Origin of the sequence: Niallia sp. M35 (assembly GCF_050971705.1) — a bacterium.
In the GTDB taxonomy this organism is placed as follows: Bacteria; Bacillota; Bacilli; order Bacillales; family Cytobacillaceae; genus Niallia; species Niallia circulans_A.
In genome coordinates, this window is the sequence record NZ_JBPCEP010000028.1 from 14,334 (window position 1) to 34,735 (window position 20,402).

Genomic DNA, 20,402 nt, shown 5'->3' on the forward strand with positions numbered 1-20,402 from the left:
CCTCTCCGAATAGGAGTTGCTCCAGTTTGTTTGTTTTTCTCTATTCCCTTTTTCCTCTGCTTCTCTTCCTTTTGGGCACAGAGGATGACTCTCCATTTCCTTTGCCTTTATTTCTGTTATCTTCCATATTAAAAAGAAATAAAATCAGGGAGTGTGCTTTGTAAATGTGGATTTTGTTCGAGGTTAACAAAACTTATTGATTTCATTATTCGTATAGGAAAGTAAAAATAGCGAATGGTATTGATAACGATGTTTAAATCTGAATTAGTAAATTTAGTTTTGAAATTTGTTTGTTATGTTCTATTTATGCTTTTTATTCTCTTTAGTTTTGTTGATTATTGGTTGAAAATTGCTTTTGTTGTTCTTATTATCCCTCTATGGGTAATTACGGATGTTATACAATATAGGAAAAAGAAAGAAACCCATGAATTTTAAAACGACAAACGGCTTATAATTTGTAAAATAAAAATGCCTACCACCACTGGCTAATCGAACAATCCGATTCTACCAGGAGTAGAGGCATTTTTTCTAATTTATAATTTCATTAAACATTGGCCCACATTCCAACACTTTTAATTTTCTTATATTCAGGCTGCCAAACTGCATCGATCACAGCCTTTGTTACATCCGTAATCTCGGCTCTTGCAATTCCTTCCTCTATAGCCGCTTTTGCGACTTCCACTGCCACATAGATAGAGACATCATGTAATTTCTCAATCGAAGGAAGTAACGATGCCCCTGGTTGGTTCGTTTCACACATTTCGGCGACCGCATTAGCGGCTGCAGCAAACATTCCTTTGGAAATAATTTGCGCTTTTGCAACAATAGCACCAAGTCCCAAACCTGGGAAGACAAATGCATTATTCGACTGCCCAATTTCATAGGAAACACCATTATATTCTACATCAGCAAACGGACTTCCTGTTGCAATTAATGCTTTTCCATCCGTCCATTTAATCAAGTTTTCCGGCATAGCCTCAGCCAGATTAGTAGGATTGGACATCGGCATAATAATAGGACGTTCAACATGCTTTGCCATTTCTTTCACGATTTCTTCCGTAAAAGCACCCGCTTGGCCAGAAGTACCAATTAAGATGGTTGGCTTCACCCTTTTAACTACTTCCATTAAGGAAATGATTCCATCTTCATTTCGATTCCAATGCTTAACTTCTTCTGCTTTTCTTACATAAGGCATTTGAAATTTCAAAACACCTGGTGTTTCATCTGTCAGTAATCCTCGATAGTCAATTGCAAAGAAACGGTCATAGGCTTCTTCTTTAGTAAGTCCCTCTAGAGCCATTGTATCAACCATTTGGTCCGCATTACCGATTCCAGCAGCACCCGGACCAAAGACAACAATGCGCTGATCCTTCAATGCTCCACCTGTGACTTTTAATGCAGACATAATCGCTGCAAGCGTTACAGCACCTGTTCCTTGAATGTCATCATTAAAGGTAAGAATTTTGTCCCCATATTTATCCAAAATATTGCGGGCGTTCACATTGCCAAGATCCTCCCAATGAAGAAGCACTTCTGGGAAAAACCTTCTTGCAGTATCAATGAATAAATCAATGAATTGATCATAACGATCCCCACGAACACGGGCAAACTTGTTACCAATATAAATAGGGTCGTCAATTAAAGACTGATTATTTGTACCAACATCTAGTACAACCGGCAGAACTCGGCTAGGATCAATACCAGCAGCTGCTGTATATACCGCTAGTTTTCCTATTGCAATATTAATACCACCTACTCCTTGATCTCCAATTCCAAGGATACTTTCCGAATCAGTGACAACAATTAAATCTATATCATTTTTGGCTTTTCCTAGATTACGAAACGCCTTTTCCACCCCTTCCAAATGATCAATGGAAAGATATAATCCTTCTGGACGATGATAGCTATGAGAGTAAGACTGGATAGCATCACCGACAGTCGGGGTATAAACGATTGGCAGCATTTCTGCAAGATGTTCTTTTAAAAGTCGGTAATATAGAACGACATTGCGATTATATAAATCATTCAGTAAGCCGTTTTTGAAAAGATTAGTGGTCCTCATCAAATATTGCTCATAGACTCTGTTTACTTGTTCATCAAGCGTAAGTACTTGGGGCGGTAACAGACCGTCTAGACCAAGGTCTTCTCTTTCCTCTTTCGTAAAAGCTACTCCTTTATTTAAAAAGGGATTAGAGAGAATTTCTTTTCCTTTTAACGTTGTGATAATTACATTATCTGACACAGTCATTGTGGGTAATCCTTCTTTCTATTTAAAATATGATTAAAAGATCGCTTTTTTTATTCCTATGTTATTACTGTTTGTACTTTCTCACTAGGTTATTTAACTTAAATTCATTATTTTGTAACTAAATAATGCAGTACTCGTTTTTATCTGTCATGCTGCACTCGCCATCGACTTATTGGTCTTCTTTCTTTGCGACCTTTTAAATACATAGCTAACAATAATCGGACAGATAATGGCAGATACAACACATGCTGCTGCAACTTGAGCAGTAGCTGCTGGGGCTATTGAAGATAAGGTCGGATCTGCGGCTGCAACCACAGCTGGTGTAGCGACAGCATTCCCAGCAGTAGAGCCTGTTGCTAAGCCAACAATTGGATTTTCTTTAAATAATTTCAAAAGAAGATAAGCTCCAATTCCTGTAAACGCAGCTATTAATCCTAGTAATAACCCTGGCCCTCCTGCTTCTACAATGGTTCTAAGATCCATTCCTGCTCCTAATGGGAAAGAAAAGAATGGAATTAATAATAATTTACTGCTACCAAGAAACTTTCTCATGTCTGGATCAATATTTCCCAAGATCATTCCAATCAAAATTGGGATTAAGACACCTACAAGTGCCTGAAAAGGAATGGCTGCAAGACCGGATGCTCCTAGTGCAACTAGCGTGAAAAATGGTCCGTCTTTTAAAGAAAATAATGCATATGCTCCTACATCTGTTTCATCACCATAAGAAGAAGCAAGCGATGCATATAATCCTCCATTCGCATTTAATAAGGCTGCAAGAATTGCCAATGGCGATAACCCTAATATTCCAGCAGGTCCAAATAGCATGGCGACTGCAATCCCTATCCCCGCACCTACTATAAATTTACCTGTTAGTAAGATGGCACCCTTTTTGATTGCCTTTGGGGCAAGTTTGAAATTAATTTGTGAACCAATCAGAAACATAAATAATGCAAGAATGGTGGATGATGCTTCCTTGCTGAATAAAGCTGTTGTAAAATGACCAATTTCTAAAAATTGCGGGAAAAATGTGTTCGTTAATACCCCTAAAAATAACGGTACAACCATCATACCACCTGGAATTTTATCAAGCGTCTTCTTAATTGGAATATGCATTTTAATCCTCCTAACAAAGTTTTTACTCCCTATTGACTTCATTCGAGCCTCTATCAATACGTTTGAGATTGTTAAGCCCAAAACGTTTTGTTTTTTACAAGTTCATCTTACTCTCCAGTTAAACGCTTTCATAGTTTATGAAAGTTTAATAATTCTTTTTGTAAATAAAAAAAGTAAGCAGCTTTCATGCTGCTTACAAAAAGTTTTTTATTCTGTGTTCTTTTAAGCGATTATATTCATGTTGATAAACAGGTCTTCCAATCGTGCCATAGATTACCTTAACTTCCAGTATTCCTAAATCTTTTAAGAAATTTAAATACTTTCTAGCAGATACTCTTGATATACCTACTAAGTTCGCAGCATCATCGGTCGAGAAAGGTTCCTCTTTTAATTTTTGAACTGCTTCCCATACTTGTTTTAACGTATCCTTTGTTAATCCCTTCGGCAATTCTTCCACTGTCACAGATTCTTCCCTATGTAAAAGAAGCGTATCTAACTCTTGTTGACTAATGGAAGCTTGCTTATTGGTAATCCTAGCTTGCTCTAGATAAGTTGTCAGCGCTGTGTTAAATCTTTCAAACTCAAACGGCTTTATTAAATAATCGACTACACCATGTCTTAAAGCTTTCTTAATGCGCTCAAGATCGGAAGCAGCCGAAATCACGATAACATCAATAGCAAGATCATTTTTTCGAAGATAAGCTAATAGCTCCAGCCCAATCTTTCCAGGCATAAAAATATCTAAAAGGATAAGCTCTATTTTTTCTTTTTTTAATAAAGTAATCGCATCATCTACTGAATTGGCGGTTGCAGTTAAATGAAACCCATTGATTTGAGAAAGATATCGTTTATTAATTTCTGCTACCATTGGATCATCTTCTACAATCATCACATTAATCATTTTATTCATCCTCTGCTTTATATGGTATATATACGGCAAAAGTGGTGCCCTTCCCAGGCTTGGACGAAATAATAAGCTCCCCCTCCAACCTTTCAATCGCCATTACTAATAAGTACAATCCAAATCCTCGATTATTTCCTTTAGTAGAGAAGCCTTTATCTAACACTTTATTTTGAAGTGCATTTGTCATTCCTATTCCAGTATCTTTCACTTCGATCGTTAAAATTTCTTCTGCATAATCCAAGGTGAGATCTATCTTTTTGTTTATGCTGTCTACCATTGCCTCTATTGCATTATCAAAGATATTTCCGATAATCGTAATTAGTTCATTTGTAATCTCCGGGTCTGCTGGTTTTGGAAGGATATTTTCACAATCAAAGGAAAGGGAAACGCCTGATTCTCTAGCAAAGCTTAGCTTACCAATCAAAAATCCAGCAAGTACAGGATCTTGAACCTTCTTCGTAACAAAGCCTACCTCTGTTTCCCGATGATTAACCGTTTCACTTACATAATTAGCAAGGGTTTCATATTGTTCCGTACGAACTAAACCAAGGATAACATGGAGTTTATTCATAAACTCATGCGCCTGAGCACGGAGCGCATCTGCATAATTGCGCACCCCTGTCAGCTGCTCAGCTAATTGTTGAACCTCTGTTTTATCACGGAATGTGGCAATAGCCCCAACTACTTGATTTTCTACCACTACAGGAACTCTATTTACCAAAATGGTTACCCCATGCAAGTTCTGCTCTTGATCCAAATCCATTTCACCAGATTTTATGATGCGTGTTAACCGAGTTTCTGGTAAATAATCTTCAATGTTCCTTCCAATAGCATCCTCCCCAATGCCTGCTTTTTGAAAAAGCTTACTAGCTGCTTTGTTCACAAGCGTGATTTTTCCCTCCTGATCAATGGCTATAATTCCTTCACGTACAGACTGCAGCATCGAGCTACGCTCTTCCAAAAGCTTAGCAATAGCAAAGGGTTCAAGCCCTAACAGAATTTTCTTGAAATACCTCGCCAGCACGACAGCCCCTATTATGCCGATGAGAATTCCTATTAAAGTCCCTATTCCAATTCCCATCCGTCCTTTGTGGACAGCTTCTGTTACACTCTTTAAAGAAATTCCTACTGCCACTGCACCAATTTGCTCTTCCTCAGCGTTTTTTATTGGCGTAAATGCCCGCATCGATTTTCCAAGAGTTCCTTTGGAAATAGAAACATATTCCTTTCCATTAAGTACGGGGCCTTCATCTCCTCCGCTAAAATGCTTTCCAACTTTACTAGCTTCCGGATGGGATAGACGGTTTCCGTTCATATCCATCACCACAACAAAGTTCACATTCGTCTGGGTTTTAATTTGATTGGCAAATACTTGGACATCTTCCTCATTCTCTCGACCTTCAAGAACTCCTATTACTTGCGGAGTTATCGCCATCATCCTCGCAACATCCAGTGCCTTCTCTTTCTGTGTTTCTTCCACGCTGGAGGTAATGCTATTACTGATAATCAAATCCGTAATTCCAAGGGAGAAAGCAACAACAATACATACAAAAATAATAATGATAGCTTGTAAACTGAATTTGCCTTTTTTCATATTCTCCTCCAAGGGGTTATAGGGTTAATTGTTATCGTAGTACTTAAATAAAAAACTGCTCATTCTAAAGAGACAAAAACAGACTCCATTCTCTATCATAAATGGCAAAACAGCATTAAGGAGAAATAATCAGCATATAATATAGACTACTATTTAATAAAAGAGTGTCTATCACTTGATATATAAGGTCATGAAAACTAAAAAACCTTCCCTTGTAAAGAGAAAGTTTTTTAAATTCATTATATACTTAAATAAACTATGGGGCTTTTTTGTAATTAAAAAAAGTCCTTCCTTATAGCAGGGAAATGCTGTCATAAGTTGATGTTGTTTTCATAAAAAATGATAAGTGTTCTTTTAAAAATGCCACATAACGGTCAATCTCTTCTACTGTAGAGTATGGCGAAATAGTGAAAAATTTATGCGCATATACAGGGATTTGCTTGTTTGAATTTGCTGCTTTTACTAGGCACTGCTTTTTTGTATTCCCAAAGAAAATCGTATCTCTTTCAGCACCGATTATTTCTGCAAACGCATCATTAAATTGATTAATTTCAATCATTTCCTCAGCAGTTAAAAGACCGTTCCTTTCTTCTTTCCATTTTGGCTCTTCTGGATAAAAACGGAAAGTGGTAATCGGTGAAACCTCATTCGTAATGGCAACATTCGGGATTTCTTTTGTCAGCGTTTCTCTAAATTTACTATTCACACGAATATAGTTAGCTAGCAGCATTTGATATCCCTCCACACCAAATGCTAATAACGATGCATAAATTGCTAACGCACTTCCCATTCGCGAACATTCTAATGTATAGCCTGTATGGTAGCTGCCGTAACCACGATTGCCAACATAAGGAGTTTCCTCTTCGTCTAAATCAACATACTTAAGGCTTTCTCTGTTTTTAATCAAAAATAAACTTGTAATATACGGTGTTTGTCCTAGCTTATGGAAATCAAATACCATACTATCAGCATGCTTGATCTGTTTAAACTTCTGTTGATAGGATTGCAAAACTTCCTTAACATCATCTTCCAATTGAAGGGCATTTCTCTCAAAATCATAGTCATTAAAGAAGGTGTACATTCCTCCCATCGCTGAGTCTGCATGAATATAGAGCGGGCTTAGACAATGCTTGCGTTCTAGCTCCTCCGCTAGCTGCTTAATTCCTGCTATATCATCAATTCCAAAGGTATCCGTTGTGCCCATTGTTGCAAGAATATAAAGAGGCACCCCACCTTTTGCAATAACTTGCTCTATTTTCTCCTTTAAGTCTTCTAGATTCATAGAATGATCTTGGTTCACCTTAACTCTAACCATATTTTCTACTCCAATTCCGGCTGCTTCTACAGATTTATATAAGCTGTAGTGGGATAACTCAGAACAAAAGCAGTAAAGATTTTTCGGAATGCCCATTTGGTTAGAGGAAGGAGCATAACGAGCAATAGCGATGCGTAAAGAATTGAAAACAGCTCCTTGCCCTCCCCATGTTGTATAGCCCGCACTTAAATTTTCGTCATATCCGATTAATTTAGACAGCATACTTGTGATTTCAACTTCAGCTGCAGCTGCGGCCGGGCCTTCTACATCCCAAAGGTTATTCCCATTTACAAGCACCATGACTAAATTACCTATGATACTAGCAATATTCGGCAAAGGTGCTGCATTGGCCACATAATTACGATTGACATAGCGATGACCTTCTACCAATTTTAGAAGCTCTTTGATTACTTCATCGATCGACACCCCTGCTTGAGGAACATTCGCATTTTGAATCACACGATTATAATAATCCTCGGTGTACTCTGGCATTTCTCCAAGTGTTAATTTGTCAGGATCCTTTAATTCATCTATTTTTGTTAAAATTGTCTTAAAGTAGGACAGTAATTCCTCTCGTTGAAAGTCATTTCCGTCCATGCTAGGAAACAATGCTTGTATTTCCTTCATTTTATTTGACCTCCTTGACGTTTTTTTCCTAGAAGTATTTTTTATTTAAACAAAGTAATAATCCAATCTGATAAGCCTGCTGCGTCTAAAAAAACGATAACAATGGCAATAGGAACAACGTATTTCAACAGAACATAACAAATCATAAAAAATACATATCCTACATTTGATCCTCGCTTTAATTCTGCAAATAAATCAGCCTTTGAAACTTTTTGAGAAACAAAAATGGCAATTAGTAATGCACCTAGAGGCATTAAGATGTTACTAACCAGATAATCCATCAAATCAAAAATTGTCTTATTGAATAGATAGATTTCGGAAAGAGCACCATACGATAGGCAAGATGGAATACCAACAATAAAAATAAGGAATCCAATTATCCAAGTAGCTTTCTTCCTTTTAGCTGTATCATTTTTAGTAACGGCTGCAACTATAATTTCAATCATTGAGAATGCGGAAGTGAGAGCTGCAAATAAGAATAATAGTAAAAAGGCCAAGAAAAAAACCATACCAAAGGGCATATGAGCAAACACTGCAGGTAAAACAGAGAATATTAACACAGGTCCTGCATTTGGCTCCATACCAAAGGAGAAAACTCCTGGAAAAATAGCTAATCCCGCCAATAAAGCTATAACGATATTCAAGATAATGATCGAAATGGCCGAACGGGGTAGATTTTGAGACTTAGGTAAATAGGAAGCATATGTAAGCATAACCGAAACACCTAATGACAAGGTAAAAAACGCTTGTCCTAATGCAAATAAAATACTCTCAGATGTCAGCTTCGAAAAATCTGGCACAAGCAGGAACTTTACTCCCTCCATTGCTCCATCCAAACTTAAAGAGCGAATCACTAATATTAAAAATAAAATAACTAATGCAGGCATCATAATTTTACTTGCTAATTCAATTCCTTTTTGCACACCTTGGGCAACAACAAGAATCGTGATTAGCATAAATACAAGCTGTGCCGATATAGTGGAATAAGGGTTGGAAATAATTTCGCCAAACAGCTCTCCGTATTGATCTTGACTCAGTCCAGCTAAACCACCGCTCAAAACCTTTACAATATATAGGATTATCCAGCCGCCTACAACGCTATAAAACGATAGAAGTAAAAAGCTTGTAAACACACCGAGTTTACCAATAAAATTCCACTTAGTATTAGAGGCTAGCTTGCCATATGTTCGAACCGCATTACTTTGCCCCATTCTCCCAATCATAAACTCTCCTAATAATAAGGGCATACCCAACACCAAAGTAAATACTAAAAAAAGTAAGAGAAAGGCTCCTCCTCCCCCTGTTCCAGCGACGTAAGGAAATTTCCAAATAGCCCCCAATCCTATCGCTGATCCGGCTGCTGCTAAAACAAATCCTATTTTTGATCTCCATTGCTCTTGTTGTGACATAATTACTCCCTTTCCTGTTGCAACATACAATCCCTTCTGCTAGAAACTCAAATCCAAATAAAAAAGTCCACACGAAGGAGGACATAAAAAAGCAATCTATTGCTTTATAAGCAAATATCCAACCCTTTTGGCAACCCTGGCTACCATGGAAATACTTCTTTAGGCCCGCAGCTTTGCGTCCTCATTTTTCAATGAGTTTGCTATTTTCGAAGGAATATAACAAAATACTGTTATTTACGTTAAAAGTGGAATTAAAGTAAAAGCTTCTCACAAGTTTGAATACCGATGAGAAGCTTTTTTCTAACTTAAACCGCTACAGTAATATCACCTTCAGCATGTGATTTTTGTTCTGAAGCTTGATTCCACGTGGATAATAGTTTATCTACATCATTTTTCAATTCTAAAAGATTTTCGGCTTCTTGTACTAGACCTTGAATTGTTTGTAATTCATCATCGCTGATTTCGATTAATTCCTCAAACATTTCAACCGATTCTCGTGAGATAGAAGCTATCTGTACAATTGTCGCCATGATTTGTTGAGAAGCAGACGATAGTTCTTCTGTACTTGCAGAGGAATTCTCATTATTTTCCGCAATAACCTTTGTCGTCGACAGAATCTGTTCAAACATTGTTCCAACCTCTAAGATGTTAGTATTTGTCTCTTTAAATTCTTCTGTGCCCTGTTGCATTGATTTAACAACTATATTCGTTTCTTCTTGAATATTTTTCACAATATTCGATACTTCTGAAGAGGACTGACGGGACTGTTCAGCCAATTTTCGTACTTCATCTGCTACAACAGCAAATCCCTTACCGTGTTCACCGGCCCGAGCTGCTTCTATCGCTGCGTTTAAAGCCAATAAATTAATTTGTTCGGAAATACCTGTAATTACTTTTACGATTGTTCCAATTTCTTTAGATTTTTCTCCAAGATTATTGATGGCATGAAAAGTTGTATTAATTGTTTGATTAAATTGCTCCATTTGCACTAAAGAGTCCTTTAACTTTTCGTCTCCCTCTTGCGTTAATTCTAATGTAGTATTGGACTGTTCCGAAATTTGATTGGATCTTATGGATAAATCCTCAATCGCCTGAGCCATTTCTTCCATTGAAAGGGCGCTTTCCTCTGTAGCGACTAATTGTTTCTGTAAGCCTCTGCCAACCTCGTCAATTGCTGCTCTAACAATGTCCGCTTTTTCCATCGCGTATTCACCAATTTCAGTTAAACTTTCTCCCTTTTTATGTACATTTTTGGAAAAAGAAAAGAACTTTCCCCTTACACGCTCTAAAAATTCAATTAATTGATTAAAGGTAGCATGATAAGAACTTGAACCTTCTACTTTGCTGCTCATACTGCCTGCAGCTATTTCTTTCATCCCGTTCATGATCTCTTTATTAATATGAGGATGATGTTTCAATGTAAAATATCGATAAGCAAAATACACGGTGGTAACCAATAAGATAACAATAATACCTAGCAATATAGCCTCCATAATAAATAACTCTCCTATTTATATATTTGTTTAGACATACTGAAATTTTAAAACTCTTTCATAATGATATAAGTGCCGTCAGCGATTGTTGCAGGAATATCTTTTAATCTGCTATTTTCTTGATATTTATGAACAATATAATTTCCTTTAACATCTCTATATTTCTTCATATTATGATATTTTTCCATGACACGCATAGACTTAGGATTTGTTGCTTCTCCTACAACAGCCTTTAATCCCTGTTCAGATGCTTTCGTTATTAATTTATTTCCTAATTGCTTAATAATTTCGTGACGCTCAAGTTCAGCAGTTACTCCTAACATGAATAAATGAAGTATCTCGCCATCCTGCAGTTCTTTTCCAGTGCGCTGCTTATAATCATCCAAAAAGCGTTTATCTACATCCTCAAGAACATGCAGAATAACATTCATATCTAAAAAGGTGCCTTCAAATACATCTTCTCCAATAATCTCTGGAGCATTGGTATCTCCAGCAAGAACACCAACAACCTTTTGATTATTATCTATTGCAACTGCACAATATCCTTGCTCCACAGTAGCATCTATATAATCTTTCGTGAACTGATAGAAATCCTCATAGCCTATATTTAACTGACCAACCATTGGCTCTTGAACCCATTTCCCAGCAATATCCACTCCAATAAATGAGCTTGCAAGACAGTCAGCAGCCTTTTCGATTAGATCCGTTTGTTCCTTTGTTATAATTTCATATTTATACGACATTTCTACCTTTTGCACTTCATAACTCCCTTTCAAATCGGATTAAAAAATAGCTTTTTTATTAAAACCTGGCATTACTTAGAATGAGAGGCACGATCAATAAATGTACCTGCAAAATCAATTCTTTCTAGGGCGTTTCTAATTTGCACTTGGGCAATTTTTGACGAAGGTTTAATTACAAGAACATCCTTAAAACCTAAGCTAGAGTAAAATTGCATTGTTTGTTCTAACTGAGGTACCACCTTTGATGGAACAGGCGTTTGATGAGTACCATCCACGACAAAAGTATAATCCTTTTTAGATACTTTACTTATCGTATCCTGTAAATCAACCATATACCCCTCTGCGTCTTCCTCTCTCATCAATCCATGTACCTGGACACGTACTTCTTTTGAGTTTTCATCTATTTCCATTTTATACTTCTTTTTGTCTACAACAATCATCTCAAATCTCCTTTTCTATTAAGTTTCTATAGTTTATGTTTTTTATTGTTCTCCACAAGTCCAAAGCAAAAATAAATAGCTATCCTAGACATACATAAATAGGGATAGCCAAATAATTGCTTAAAGTATACCTGGCAACCCGACTATCATTATCCAGAAGGATTTTAGACTCGTAGCTTTGCGTCCTTACCTTTCGATAAGTTTGCCTTTTTCAATTTCAGGAAAACAATAGTACTAATAGCATATATACATATTACTATTCCATTATAAGGAACTTGTCATTTTTTGTCGATACCAGTATTTTTTCTTCACATAAAAGAAACAAAAAATAGGTCTAATTACCTTGTTTTTTCCAAATGATAATATTTGAAAATTCTCTCTCTTTACGTATATAGTTAAATTGTATAATAAACTCAATAAAGGAGTGGCGTTATGGGATTGAAAAGGAATTGGGCAGGGAATTTTCAATATAGTGCAACTAACTGGCACGAACCAGAATCAGTGGAGGAAATTCAACAATTAGTTTTAAAATTAAAAAAGCTTCGTGTAATTGGAACTCGTCACTCATTTAATAGCATCGCTGATTCAGAGGAGAATATCGTCTCTTTGCAAAAACTGAATAAAGTTATTGCTATTAATAGCGAAGAAAAAACAGTAACGGTAGAAGCAGGAATGAAGTATGGAGATCTTTGCCACGTGCTTCAGCAGCATGGCTATGCCTTACATAATCTTGCATCCCTTCCACACATTTCGATTGCTGGAGCTTGTGCTACAGCAACTCATGGTTCAGGTAATAGCAATCAAAATTTAGCTGCTGCAGTTTCCGCTATGGAAGTCGTTACAGCGGACGGTTGTATCATAACTTTTTCAAGAGAAAAGTCAGAAGAGGAATTACATGGTGCAGTCGTTGGATTAGGAGGAATTGGTATTGTTACAAAACTCACCTTAGATATTCATCCAAGTCATCTAATGCGGCAAGATGTTTATGAAAATCTTCCATTTGCTCAAACAGCTCATCATTTTGACACCATTTCTTCCAGTGCTTATAGTGTCAGTCTGTTTACAGATTGGCAGGACGAAACATTTAATCAAGTGTGGTTAAAGAGTAAGCTGACAGATGACCAGACTTTTTCATTAGGTGATGACTTTTACGGAGCAAAAGCAGCCAAAGAAAATCTTCATCCAGTACGAGGAGTCGCTGCAACTAATTGCACGGCACAGCTTGGTGTTCCAGGAGATTGGCTTGATCGCATGCCACACTTCCGGATGGACTTCACTCCAAGTAAGGGACAAGAGCTGCAAAGTGAATATATATTCCCGCGAGAGCATGCTTATAACGCTCTTTGTGCCCTTAGTGAAATACGTGAATACATCGCACCCCTTTTATTTATTTCGGAAGTGCGGACAATTGCGAAGGACGAACTGTGGTTAAGCCCATCCTATAAACAGGATTCCATCGCTATTCACTTTACTTGGCAAGATAAGTGGAAGGAAGTTCAGCAAGTACTCCCGTTAATCGAATCCAAGCTCGAGCCTTTTCAGGCAAAGCCACATTGGGGGAAGCTATTTACTACCGCCCCTTCCAAAATACAATCGCTATATGAAAAAATGCCCGCATTCCAGCAATTACTTATTAAGTACGACCCACAAGGTAAGTTTCGCAATACTTTTATGAATAAGTATATTTTTAACGAACATAACTGAATCCGTTTACAATAAAATCCCGCTAGGTTGCTTCTAAACTAAAAAGCAATGGGTGCTTAATCTATTGCTCCCATTGCTTTTTAGAAAATATCAAATTTTTCATGCTAAATCTCAATAATAATCGGAAGAATCATTGGCTTTCTCTTTGTTTGATTAAATAAATACTGGCCAACCGATTTTTTAATATTTTGTTTCATTACATTCCATTTATGAATATTCTCTGATTGCAAGTCATTGACAGTCTTTTTGACCAAACGGTTTACTTCCTTCAGTAATTCATCAGAGTTACGGGCATAAACAAATCCCCTCGTAATCGTATCTGGGCCAGAAATAATCTTCCTGTCGCCCTTGCTGATGGTAATAATAACAACAAGCATCCCATCTTCCGATAGCTGCTTTCGATCTCTTAACACAATATCGCCAACATCCCCAACACCCATCCCATCTACATATGTGTCTCCTGCTGGGACAAAGCGTGTTTGACGGGCTACTCCATTTTTGATATCGACAACTTCTCCATTTTTAATAATAAAAGTATTTTCTTTTTCCACTCCCACTGATTCTGCTAATATTCGATGATGGTAGAGCATACGAGATTCTCCATGAATGGGAATGAAGTAGGTTGGTTTCATTAAGGTTAACATTAACTTTAGATCTTCTTGATAGCCATGACCAGAAACGTGCATACCGGTTGTACTGCCAGAACCATAAATTACTTTTGCCCCAAGTTGAAATAAATTATCTATGATTTTAGAGACGTCTTTTTCATTTCCAGGGATTGGAGATGCTGCTAGAATAACAGTATCCCCCGGATATATTGTAACATCGCGAAAGTTCCCACTTGCTAAACGTGACAAAGCAGCCATTGGTTCTCCTTGACTACCTGTACAGAGAATGGCAACTTTCTCTGCTGGCAGTTGGTCTACTTGACTGACATCAATTAACATTCCCTCCGGCATATGAAGATAGCCACGTTCTATAGCAACGTTCACCACATTTACCATACTGCGGCCAAGCAATGCTAATTTACGATTCGTTTTTATAGCAGACTCTACTACTTGTTGTATTCTATTAACATTCGAAGCAAATGTCGAAATGAAAATTTTCCCATCTGCTTTCATAAAGGCTTCATCTAAATGAGAACCAACCATTTGTTCAGAAGGAGTTAACCCCTTTCGTTCTGCATTTGTGCTCTCTGATATTAATGCTAAAACTCCCTGCTGCCCGATTTCCGCCATTTTATGTATATCAGCATATTGGTTATTCGCCGGGGTTAAATCAAATTTAAAGTCACCTGTGTGAACAATATTTCCTTCTGGGGTGTGGAAAACAACTCCAAGACAGTCTGGGATACTGTGACTTACCTTAAAAAAGGAAACTTGCACTTCTCCAAACTCTAGCTTGGAGCTAGAATCAATAGTTATTAATTTTGTCTCTCCGTTTAGCTTATGCTCATTGATTTTAAGCTCTATTAAACCTAAGGTAAATCTTGTAGCATAAATAGGAATGCTTAATTTCCTTAGAATATAGGGGATTCCACCAATATGGTCTTCATGACCATGGGTAACGATTAAAGCTTTAATTTTATCCTGATTCTCCTCCAAATAGGTTATATCTGGAATTATTAAATCAATACCCAATAAGCTTTCATCAGGAAATTTCCCTCCACAATCAATAACAAAAATTTCATCCTCATATTGAACGACATACATATTTTTTCCGATTTCATTTATTCCGCCTAATGCAAAAAACGACAAAGCATTCTCATCCACTTTCATTATTCTCCTCCTTAGCACACTAAATATTGTTATTATTTCTTTTTTATTTAGCTTTCATGCAAAAAGAAGAGAAACACATCTATTGCTTAAGAAACTTTAAAGAAAAGGCTCCTGCAGAAAAAGAAAAAACCCCAATAAGGGGTCTTAATCCAAAATTCACTATTTTAAGTTTTTTATGCCAGTTTCTAATACTTCCATTTGCCATAACGTTTGTTCGTCTGTTATGGTCTTATCTTCCCCATTTATAATCGCTTTGTATAAATCATCATACACTCTTCCATAATCGCCGTTTACCGATTTCACTGTTTCTTCATGGATTGTCCCTTCATCATCAATGTAGGTTAATACTCCATAATGTTTTATCGTATCTATCCCGAAATCTTTATTATCCGGCATGTAAAATAATTTTAAATGTTCCTCTTGACGATCTTTTGTTTCTTTCACAAAACATCCCTTTTTTCCATGAACGACAAAGCTAGGTCTTTCTTTCAATCTAAAATAACTAGACTTTACAGACACTTTCATCTTCCCATAATATAAATCTAAATCAAAATAATCATTCATTCTTCCTTGTCCTAATAATTGCCTTACATCATAATGAATATGATCAGGTTTGCCAAAATAGCTGATGACTTGATCAAGCGTATGGCAGCCATGTCCATATAAAAATGACTCCGCAGGATTAAAGGTCTGTGCAGATTCTGGCACTTCCGGACGGTAATAATCGTAGTGCATTTCCACTTCCAGCAAATCCCCTAGTTTTCCTTCTTCAATGACCTTTTGCACAGTCAGAAAATCACTGTCAAAACGTCTATTTTGATACGCCTGCACAATTAAATTCTTCTCTTTCGCCAATGCAAATATTTCTCTGGCCTGTTCGGCAGTTTCCATAAAAGGTTTTTCAACTAAACAGTGTTTATTATGTTCTAGTGCTAATTTAGTGTATTCAAAATGACTGTCATGTCTTGTGCAAATAACAATTAATTGAATGTCTTTATCATTTAATAATTCATTTAAATCAGATGTATAATTGACTCCTGCAATTCGATCCCAGCTTTCACGCTTTGGATTTCTTTGGTAAATTGTTTTTACCTTGATATTCTCTCTTTGTAATACAAACGGCAGATGATATCTGTTTGTGCTTTTCCCATTTCCAATATAACCAATAGTAAGCATAGCAGCCTCCTAAAAATTTATTTATTATACTATTTATCCCATTTTTCTTCCTATTTGTCATGTGAAAAGCACCTCCTAAAAAAATCATACTAGGAGGTGCTTTTCTCTTTTATATTGTCTTACTTACATTAAGTGAATTAGGTGGAATACAATACCTACCACGAATAAGCCAAGAATCATAACGATTGGAGAAACTTTCTTTCTAAGCAGCCACATACAAAGAAGTGTTAACAATAATCCAGCTAAACCAGGAATTAAGCTATCTAAGTTGCTTTGTAATGTAGTTACTTTTATTGGATCTAATGAAAGACCAGCAGCTTGCTGTTCCAAGGCGGTCTTAATCCCCTCTGCTCCAGCAGGTAATTTATCCCAATCAATATAAGCACCTTCATCAAGCTCTACTGACGATACAACAGGGGTAAATTTGACCGATACCCACCGGTTTACGAGTGCACCGAGGATAAACATCCCGAGAATCGATGCCCCTTTTGTAATGTTTTGTAGCAACCCACCAGATAAGTCATCCGTAATTTTTGAACCAGCTTTGTAGCCAACTTCTTGTGTATACCAAGTGAATCCCATGCGGATAAGGTTCCAAGCAAAGAAGTAAATAATTGGTCCAAGAATATTACCAGTTAAAGCAAGAGAAGCAGCCAAAGCACCAAGGATTGGCTTCACTGTAAACCAGAAAACTGGATCTCCAATACCAGCTAATGGTCCCATCATTCCGACTTTAACCCCTTGAATTGCTTTATCATCCACTGGTGCTCCATTAGCACGCTCTTCTTCAAGTGCTAATGTTACACCAAGAATAGGTGAAGCCACATAAGGATGTGTATTAAAGAACTCTAAGTGACGTTTTAGTGCTTCCGCACGATCTTCTTTTGATTTATATAATCTTTTTATAGCAGGAATCATGGCAAATGCCCAACCACCGTTTTGCATACGTTCATAGTTCCAAGAACCTTGAATAAACGTGGAACGCCACCAAACCGAAATACGATCTTTTTTTGATAATTTAAATGCTTTTTCCATTTTCTGTCCCCTCCTTCTTAGTAATTATCGATAATATCGCCTAGTGGATCACCAGTGTTCCCATTTCCGCCATTACCAGAACCGCCTTTGTTAGAAAGCGCAAGATAGATAAGAGCAAGAGCCACACCGATAGCCCCAAGACCAATAAGTGTAATTTGTGAAACAGTCGCTAATACGAAACCAATCGCAAAGAATGGCCATACTTCTTTTGTAGCCATCATGTTAATAACCATTGCGTAACCAACAGCTACGACCATTCCCCCACCGATTGCTAAACCGTTTGTCAACCAATCTGGCATTGCTGTAAGTAAGTCACTCACAGGACCTGCTCCAATAGCGATAATTAATGCAGCTGGAATAGCAATACGTAATCCTTGTAAGATAATCGCAAAAATATGCCATAGTTCAACTTTTTTAATGTTTCCTTCTTTCGCCGCCGCATCCATCAAATGCACCAATCCTGTTGCAATTGTACGAACGATGATAGTTAATAATAAACCAGCAACTGCAAGTGGAACTGCAATCGCAATAGCAGAAGATACACCGGCATCTCCTTGACCACTTAAAACTAAAATAATGGCAGATGCAACTGATGCTAGTGCAGCATCCGGTGCTACTGCAGCCCCGATGTTCGCCCAACCTAAAGCGATCATTTGAAGGGTACCACCTAAGATAAGACATGGTACTAATTCTCCTGTAACTAAGCCGATTAACGTACAGGCAATGATTGGTTGGTGAAAGTGGAATTCATCCAGGATTCCTTCAACACCAGCTAAAAACGCTACAATAATGACTAATAATATTTGAATCATATTTAAATCCATGTTTATTAATCCTCCTTTTTCTTTGATATTCGGATTATTTTCGTCTATTTAATTCATCTTGTGCTTTCTTGATTATTTCATCCATATTACCTTTTGAATCATTCGGAACTTTACGTACATCAAAGCTTAAACCAGCTTCTTTTAACTTCGCAAATGCATCAATATCGTCTTGGTTAAAAGCTAACACCTTATTCGGCTGAACTTTACCAGGTGAGTGTGCCATAGAACCTACGTTGATTGTCTTTAATGGAACACCACCCTCAACTGCTCTAAGAGCATCTTGTGGATTTTCAAATAGTAGTAAAGCGCGTTGACCACCAAAATGTTGATCATCTTTTGCAAGTTCGATCATTTTTTTCACTGGAACAACATGTGCTTTTACTCCTGGAGGAGCAGCCTGTTGGATTAATTTCTTCCGAAGTTCATCCTTCGCTACTTCATCAGAGACAACAATAATACGGGTAGGCTGTGTCGTTTTTGTCCAAGCAGTTGCTACTTGTCCATGAAGTAAACGAGAATCAATACGTGCTAACACATATTCAAATTTTCCAGGAGCACCTGCACTTGCTGGCTGAGCAGTCGTATTAGCAGCTGTTTCTGCTGGTTCTAAAGCTTCAGGTCTTACTTTAACTCCTTCTTTAGCTGTTCCTAAAATATGTGCGGCAATTTCATGTGCAGTGTTCATTGTAAAGCGTGATGCATAAGCTTCAATCAACATTGGTAAGTTCATACCAGCAACAATTGCCCATTTTTCATTATGTTCTTCAAACAAGCTATTGGCTTGGTTGAAAGGAGTTCCACCCCAAAGATCAACTAAGAATAGTACTTCGTCTTGGTTATCGAAAGAGGCGATCGCTTCTTGCATTTTTGCCTTTACATCTGCAGGTCCTTCGCTTGGCATCAATGTAACAGCTTTTACATTTTCTTGCTCTCCGAAGATCATTGCTCCAGATTGCAAGATACCACTGGCAAATTCACCATGACTAGCAATGATAATTCCTACCATCTTTTTACCTCCCATTATTATTTTTACAGCTATCAAGCTGCATTTTTCCAACTCATCTAAAGCGATTACATAAAAGCGATTACAGTGTTTGATAAAAATAAAAAAGGCATGAGTAAAAAGTCGATTTAAATGAAGTTATAGGTATAGAATGCCCCTATTCCCTTCATTCAATCATACTTTTTTACTCATGCCTGATCGAATCAGTAACACGTAAAATAATGACGATAGTTATTCAATTTATTCTGTAAACGCTTTAAACGGAGTAATTAATATCCTTCTGCTTCACTTTAGTAAGCTTGCAAAAAAATTATAGCACACTGGATTTTCTCTTTCAATAGGGAAATTATTTTTTTTGATTCCGCTATCATTTTCTGAAACCCTCTCTCCCAAACAATGCTATGATTCTTTAATTGCAATAGTTTTTTCCTCTATCCATTCTACTGCGGATCTATTATTTTTTCGACTTACCCTTTAATCCGCGTTTAATAACATCAAAGAAACTCAACGATTGAACCATACGCTTCGGATCAACGTACTCACGAATTGTCCGTAAAACTTTTTTCGGGTCTTTAGAGGAAAATGTATATGTCCCATTTCGCTTCGTTTGGATAGAATAACGCGGAATCCATTTCCCCTTGAACATGATAGAAGCAATTACATAATCCACCTCTTCCCAAGGAATCTGGATAAACTTGCGAGCATCACGGCTATTAAAGAATTCAAAGCCCTTGTCCCCAATCATAATCTTCCCATATTCTGAGATTCCTGTGTGTGAGGTTGCGTTCATAACTAAATCGACTTTTGTATTAATTGATTGGACCATTTGTTTACTCCATTTCTATCTTTTAATACTAATAATTATACGTCTTTTTTTGCTTTAAGCAAATACTCTGGGAGAGTTCACATTATCTTAAGAATTTGGATTGAGTAATATAGAAGATGTTATATCTATCGGAGATCTCTCGTATTAATAGTCTAGTATTTTATTAG

Annotated in this window: 16 protein-coding genes and 2 riboswitches; of the genes, 1 reads left to right on the forward strand and 15 read right to left on the reverse strand. The window is 37.1% G+C overall.

The features are described from left to right. Positions 1-544 precede the first annotated feature (544 nt). From NiCM35_RS25445 to NiCM35_RS25485, 9 genes are all read right to left on the reverse strand, one after another. Entirely contained in the window at positions 545-2,248 is a 1,704-nt protein-coding gene (locus NiCM35_RS25445; protein ID WP_123258813.1) for an NAD-dependent malic enzyme, read from the reverse strand. Positions 2,249-2,395: 147 nt separating this feature from the next. Beyond that, positions 2,396-3,364, reverse strand: coding sequence for a 2-keto-3-deoxygluconate permease (locus NiCM35_RS25450; RefSeq protein WP_433780869.1), 969 nt, complete (start codon positions 3,362-3,364; stop codon positions 2,396-2,398). Positions 3,365-3,557: 193 nt separating this feature from the next. Then, on the reverse strand, positions 3,558-4,265 hold the full coding sequence (locus NiCM35_RS25455) for a response regulator (RefSeq protein ID WP_095332964.1): 708 nt from the start codon (positions 4,263-4,265) through the stop codon (positions 3,558-3,560). Position 4,266: 1 nt separating this feature from the next. Beyond that, on the reverse strand, positions 4,267-5,862 hold the full coding sequence (dcuS, locus tag NiCM35_RS25460) for a DcuS/MalK family sensor histidine kinase (protein WP_095332962.1): 1,596 nt from the start codon (positions 5,860-5,862) through the stop codon (positions 4,267-4,269). A 292-nt stretch (positions 5,863-6,154) separates the two neighbouring features. Beyond that, positions 6,155-7,804 carry a pyridoxal phosphate-dependent decarboxylase family protein gene (locus NiCM35_RS25465; RefSeq protein WP_433780870.1) on the reverse strand — a complete coding sequence of 550 codons (1,650 nt, stop codon included), beginning with the start codon at positions 7,802-7,804 and terminating at the stop codon, positions 6,155-6,157. A 41-nt stretch (positions 7,805-7,845) separates the two neighbouring features. Further along, complete coding sequence (locus tag NiCM35_RS25470; protein ID WP_433780871.1) at positions 7,846-9,213, reverse strand: sodium-dependent transporter; 1,368 nt, start codon at positions 9,211-9,213, stop codon at positions 7,846-7,848. Between the two features lie 126 nt (positions 9,214-9,339). Then, positions 9,340-9,425, reverse strand: a riboswitch (cyclic di-GMP riboswitch). Positions 9,426-9,518: 93 nt separating this feature from the next. After that, complete coding sequence (locus NiCM35_RS25475; RefSeq protein WP_095332956.1) at positions 9,519-10,706, reverse strand: methyl-accepting chemotaxis protein; 1,188 nt, start codon at positions 10,704-10,706, stop codon at positions 9,519-9,521. A gap of 47 nt (positions 10,707-10,753) precedes the next feature. Next, positions 10,754-11,464 (reverse strand): hypothetical protein, encoded by a 711-nt coding sequence (locus NiCM35_RS25480; protein WP_235850340.1) that lies wholly within the window; start codon positions 11,462-11,464, stop codon positions 10,754-10,756. 56 nt (positions 11,465-11,520) lie between these two features. Further along, complete coding sequence (locus NiCM35_RS25485) at positions 11,521-11,889, reverse strand: hypothetical protein (protein ID WP_047943348.1); 369 nt, start codon at positions 11,887-11,889, stop codon at positions 11,521-11,523. A 130-nt stretch (positions 11,890-12,019) separates the two neighbouring features. After that, a riboswitch (cyclic di-GMP riboswitch) is annotated at positions 12,020-12,106 on the reverse strand. Between the two features lie 215 nt (positions 12,107-12,321). Between NiCM35_RS25485 and NiCM35_RS25490 the strand changes: the two genes are divergently transcribed. After that, positions 12,322-13,593: an FAD-binding protein gene (locus tag NiCM35_RS25490; RefSeq protein ID WP_163187744.1), complete on the forward strand. Its 1,272-nt coding sequence runs from the start codon at positions 12,322-12,324 to the stop codon at positions 13,591-13,593. A gap of 104 nt (positions 13,594-13,697) precedes the next feature. Here NiCM35_RS25490 and NiCM35_RS25495 read toward each other — a convergent pair whose 3' ends face one another. The 6 genes from NiCM35_RS25495 to NiCM35_RS25520 all read right to left on the reverse strand — a co-directional run bounded on the left by NiCM35_RS25495 (position 13,698) and on the right by NiCM35_RS25520 (position 20,235). Continuing rightward, positions 13,698-15,371 carry a ribonuclease J gene (locus tag NiCM35_RS25495; RefSeq protein ID WP_095332952.1) on the reverse strand — a complete coding sequence of 558 codons (1,674 nt, stop codon included), beginning with the start codon at positions 15,369-15,371 and terminating at the stop codon, positions 13,698-13,700. Positions 15,372-15,530: 159 nt separating this feature from the next. Further along, positions 15,531-16,547, reverse strand: coding sequence for an oxidoreductase (locus NiCM35_RS25500; protein ID WP_095332950.1), 1,017 nt, complete (start codon positions 16,545-16,547; stop codon positions 15,531-15,533). Positions 16,548-16,670: 123 nt separating this feature from the next. Further along, entirely contained in the window at positions 16,671-17,582 is a 912-nt protein-coding gene (locus NiCM35_RS25505; RefSeq protein ID WP_047943344.1) for a PTS system mannose/fructose/sorbose family transporter subunit IID, read from the reverse strand. Between the two features lie 17 nt (positions 17,583-17,599). Further along, positions 17,600-18,406: a PTS mannose/fructose/sorbose transporter subunit IIC gene (locus tag NiCM35_RS25510; RefSeq protein WP_047943343.1), complete on the reverse strand. Its 807-nt coding sequence runs from the start codon at positions 18,404-18,406 to the stop codon at positions 17,600-17,602. A 34-nt stretch (positions 18,407-18,440) separates the two neighbouring features. Beyond that, positions 18,441-19,412, reverse strand: coding sequence for a mannose/fructose/sorbose PTS transporter subunit IIA (locus NiCM35_RS25515; RefSeq protein WP_095332948.1), 972 nt, complete (start codon positions 19,410-19,412; stop codon positions 18,441-18,443). 451 nt (positions 19,413-19,863) lie between these two features. Continuing rightward, complete coding sequence (locus NiCM35_RS25520) at positions 19,864-20,235, reverse strand: DUF956 family protein (RefSeq protein WP_095332946.1); 372 nt, start codon at positions 20,233-20,235, stop codon at positions 19,864-19,866. Positions 20,236-20,402 lie beyond the last annotated feature (167 nt).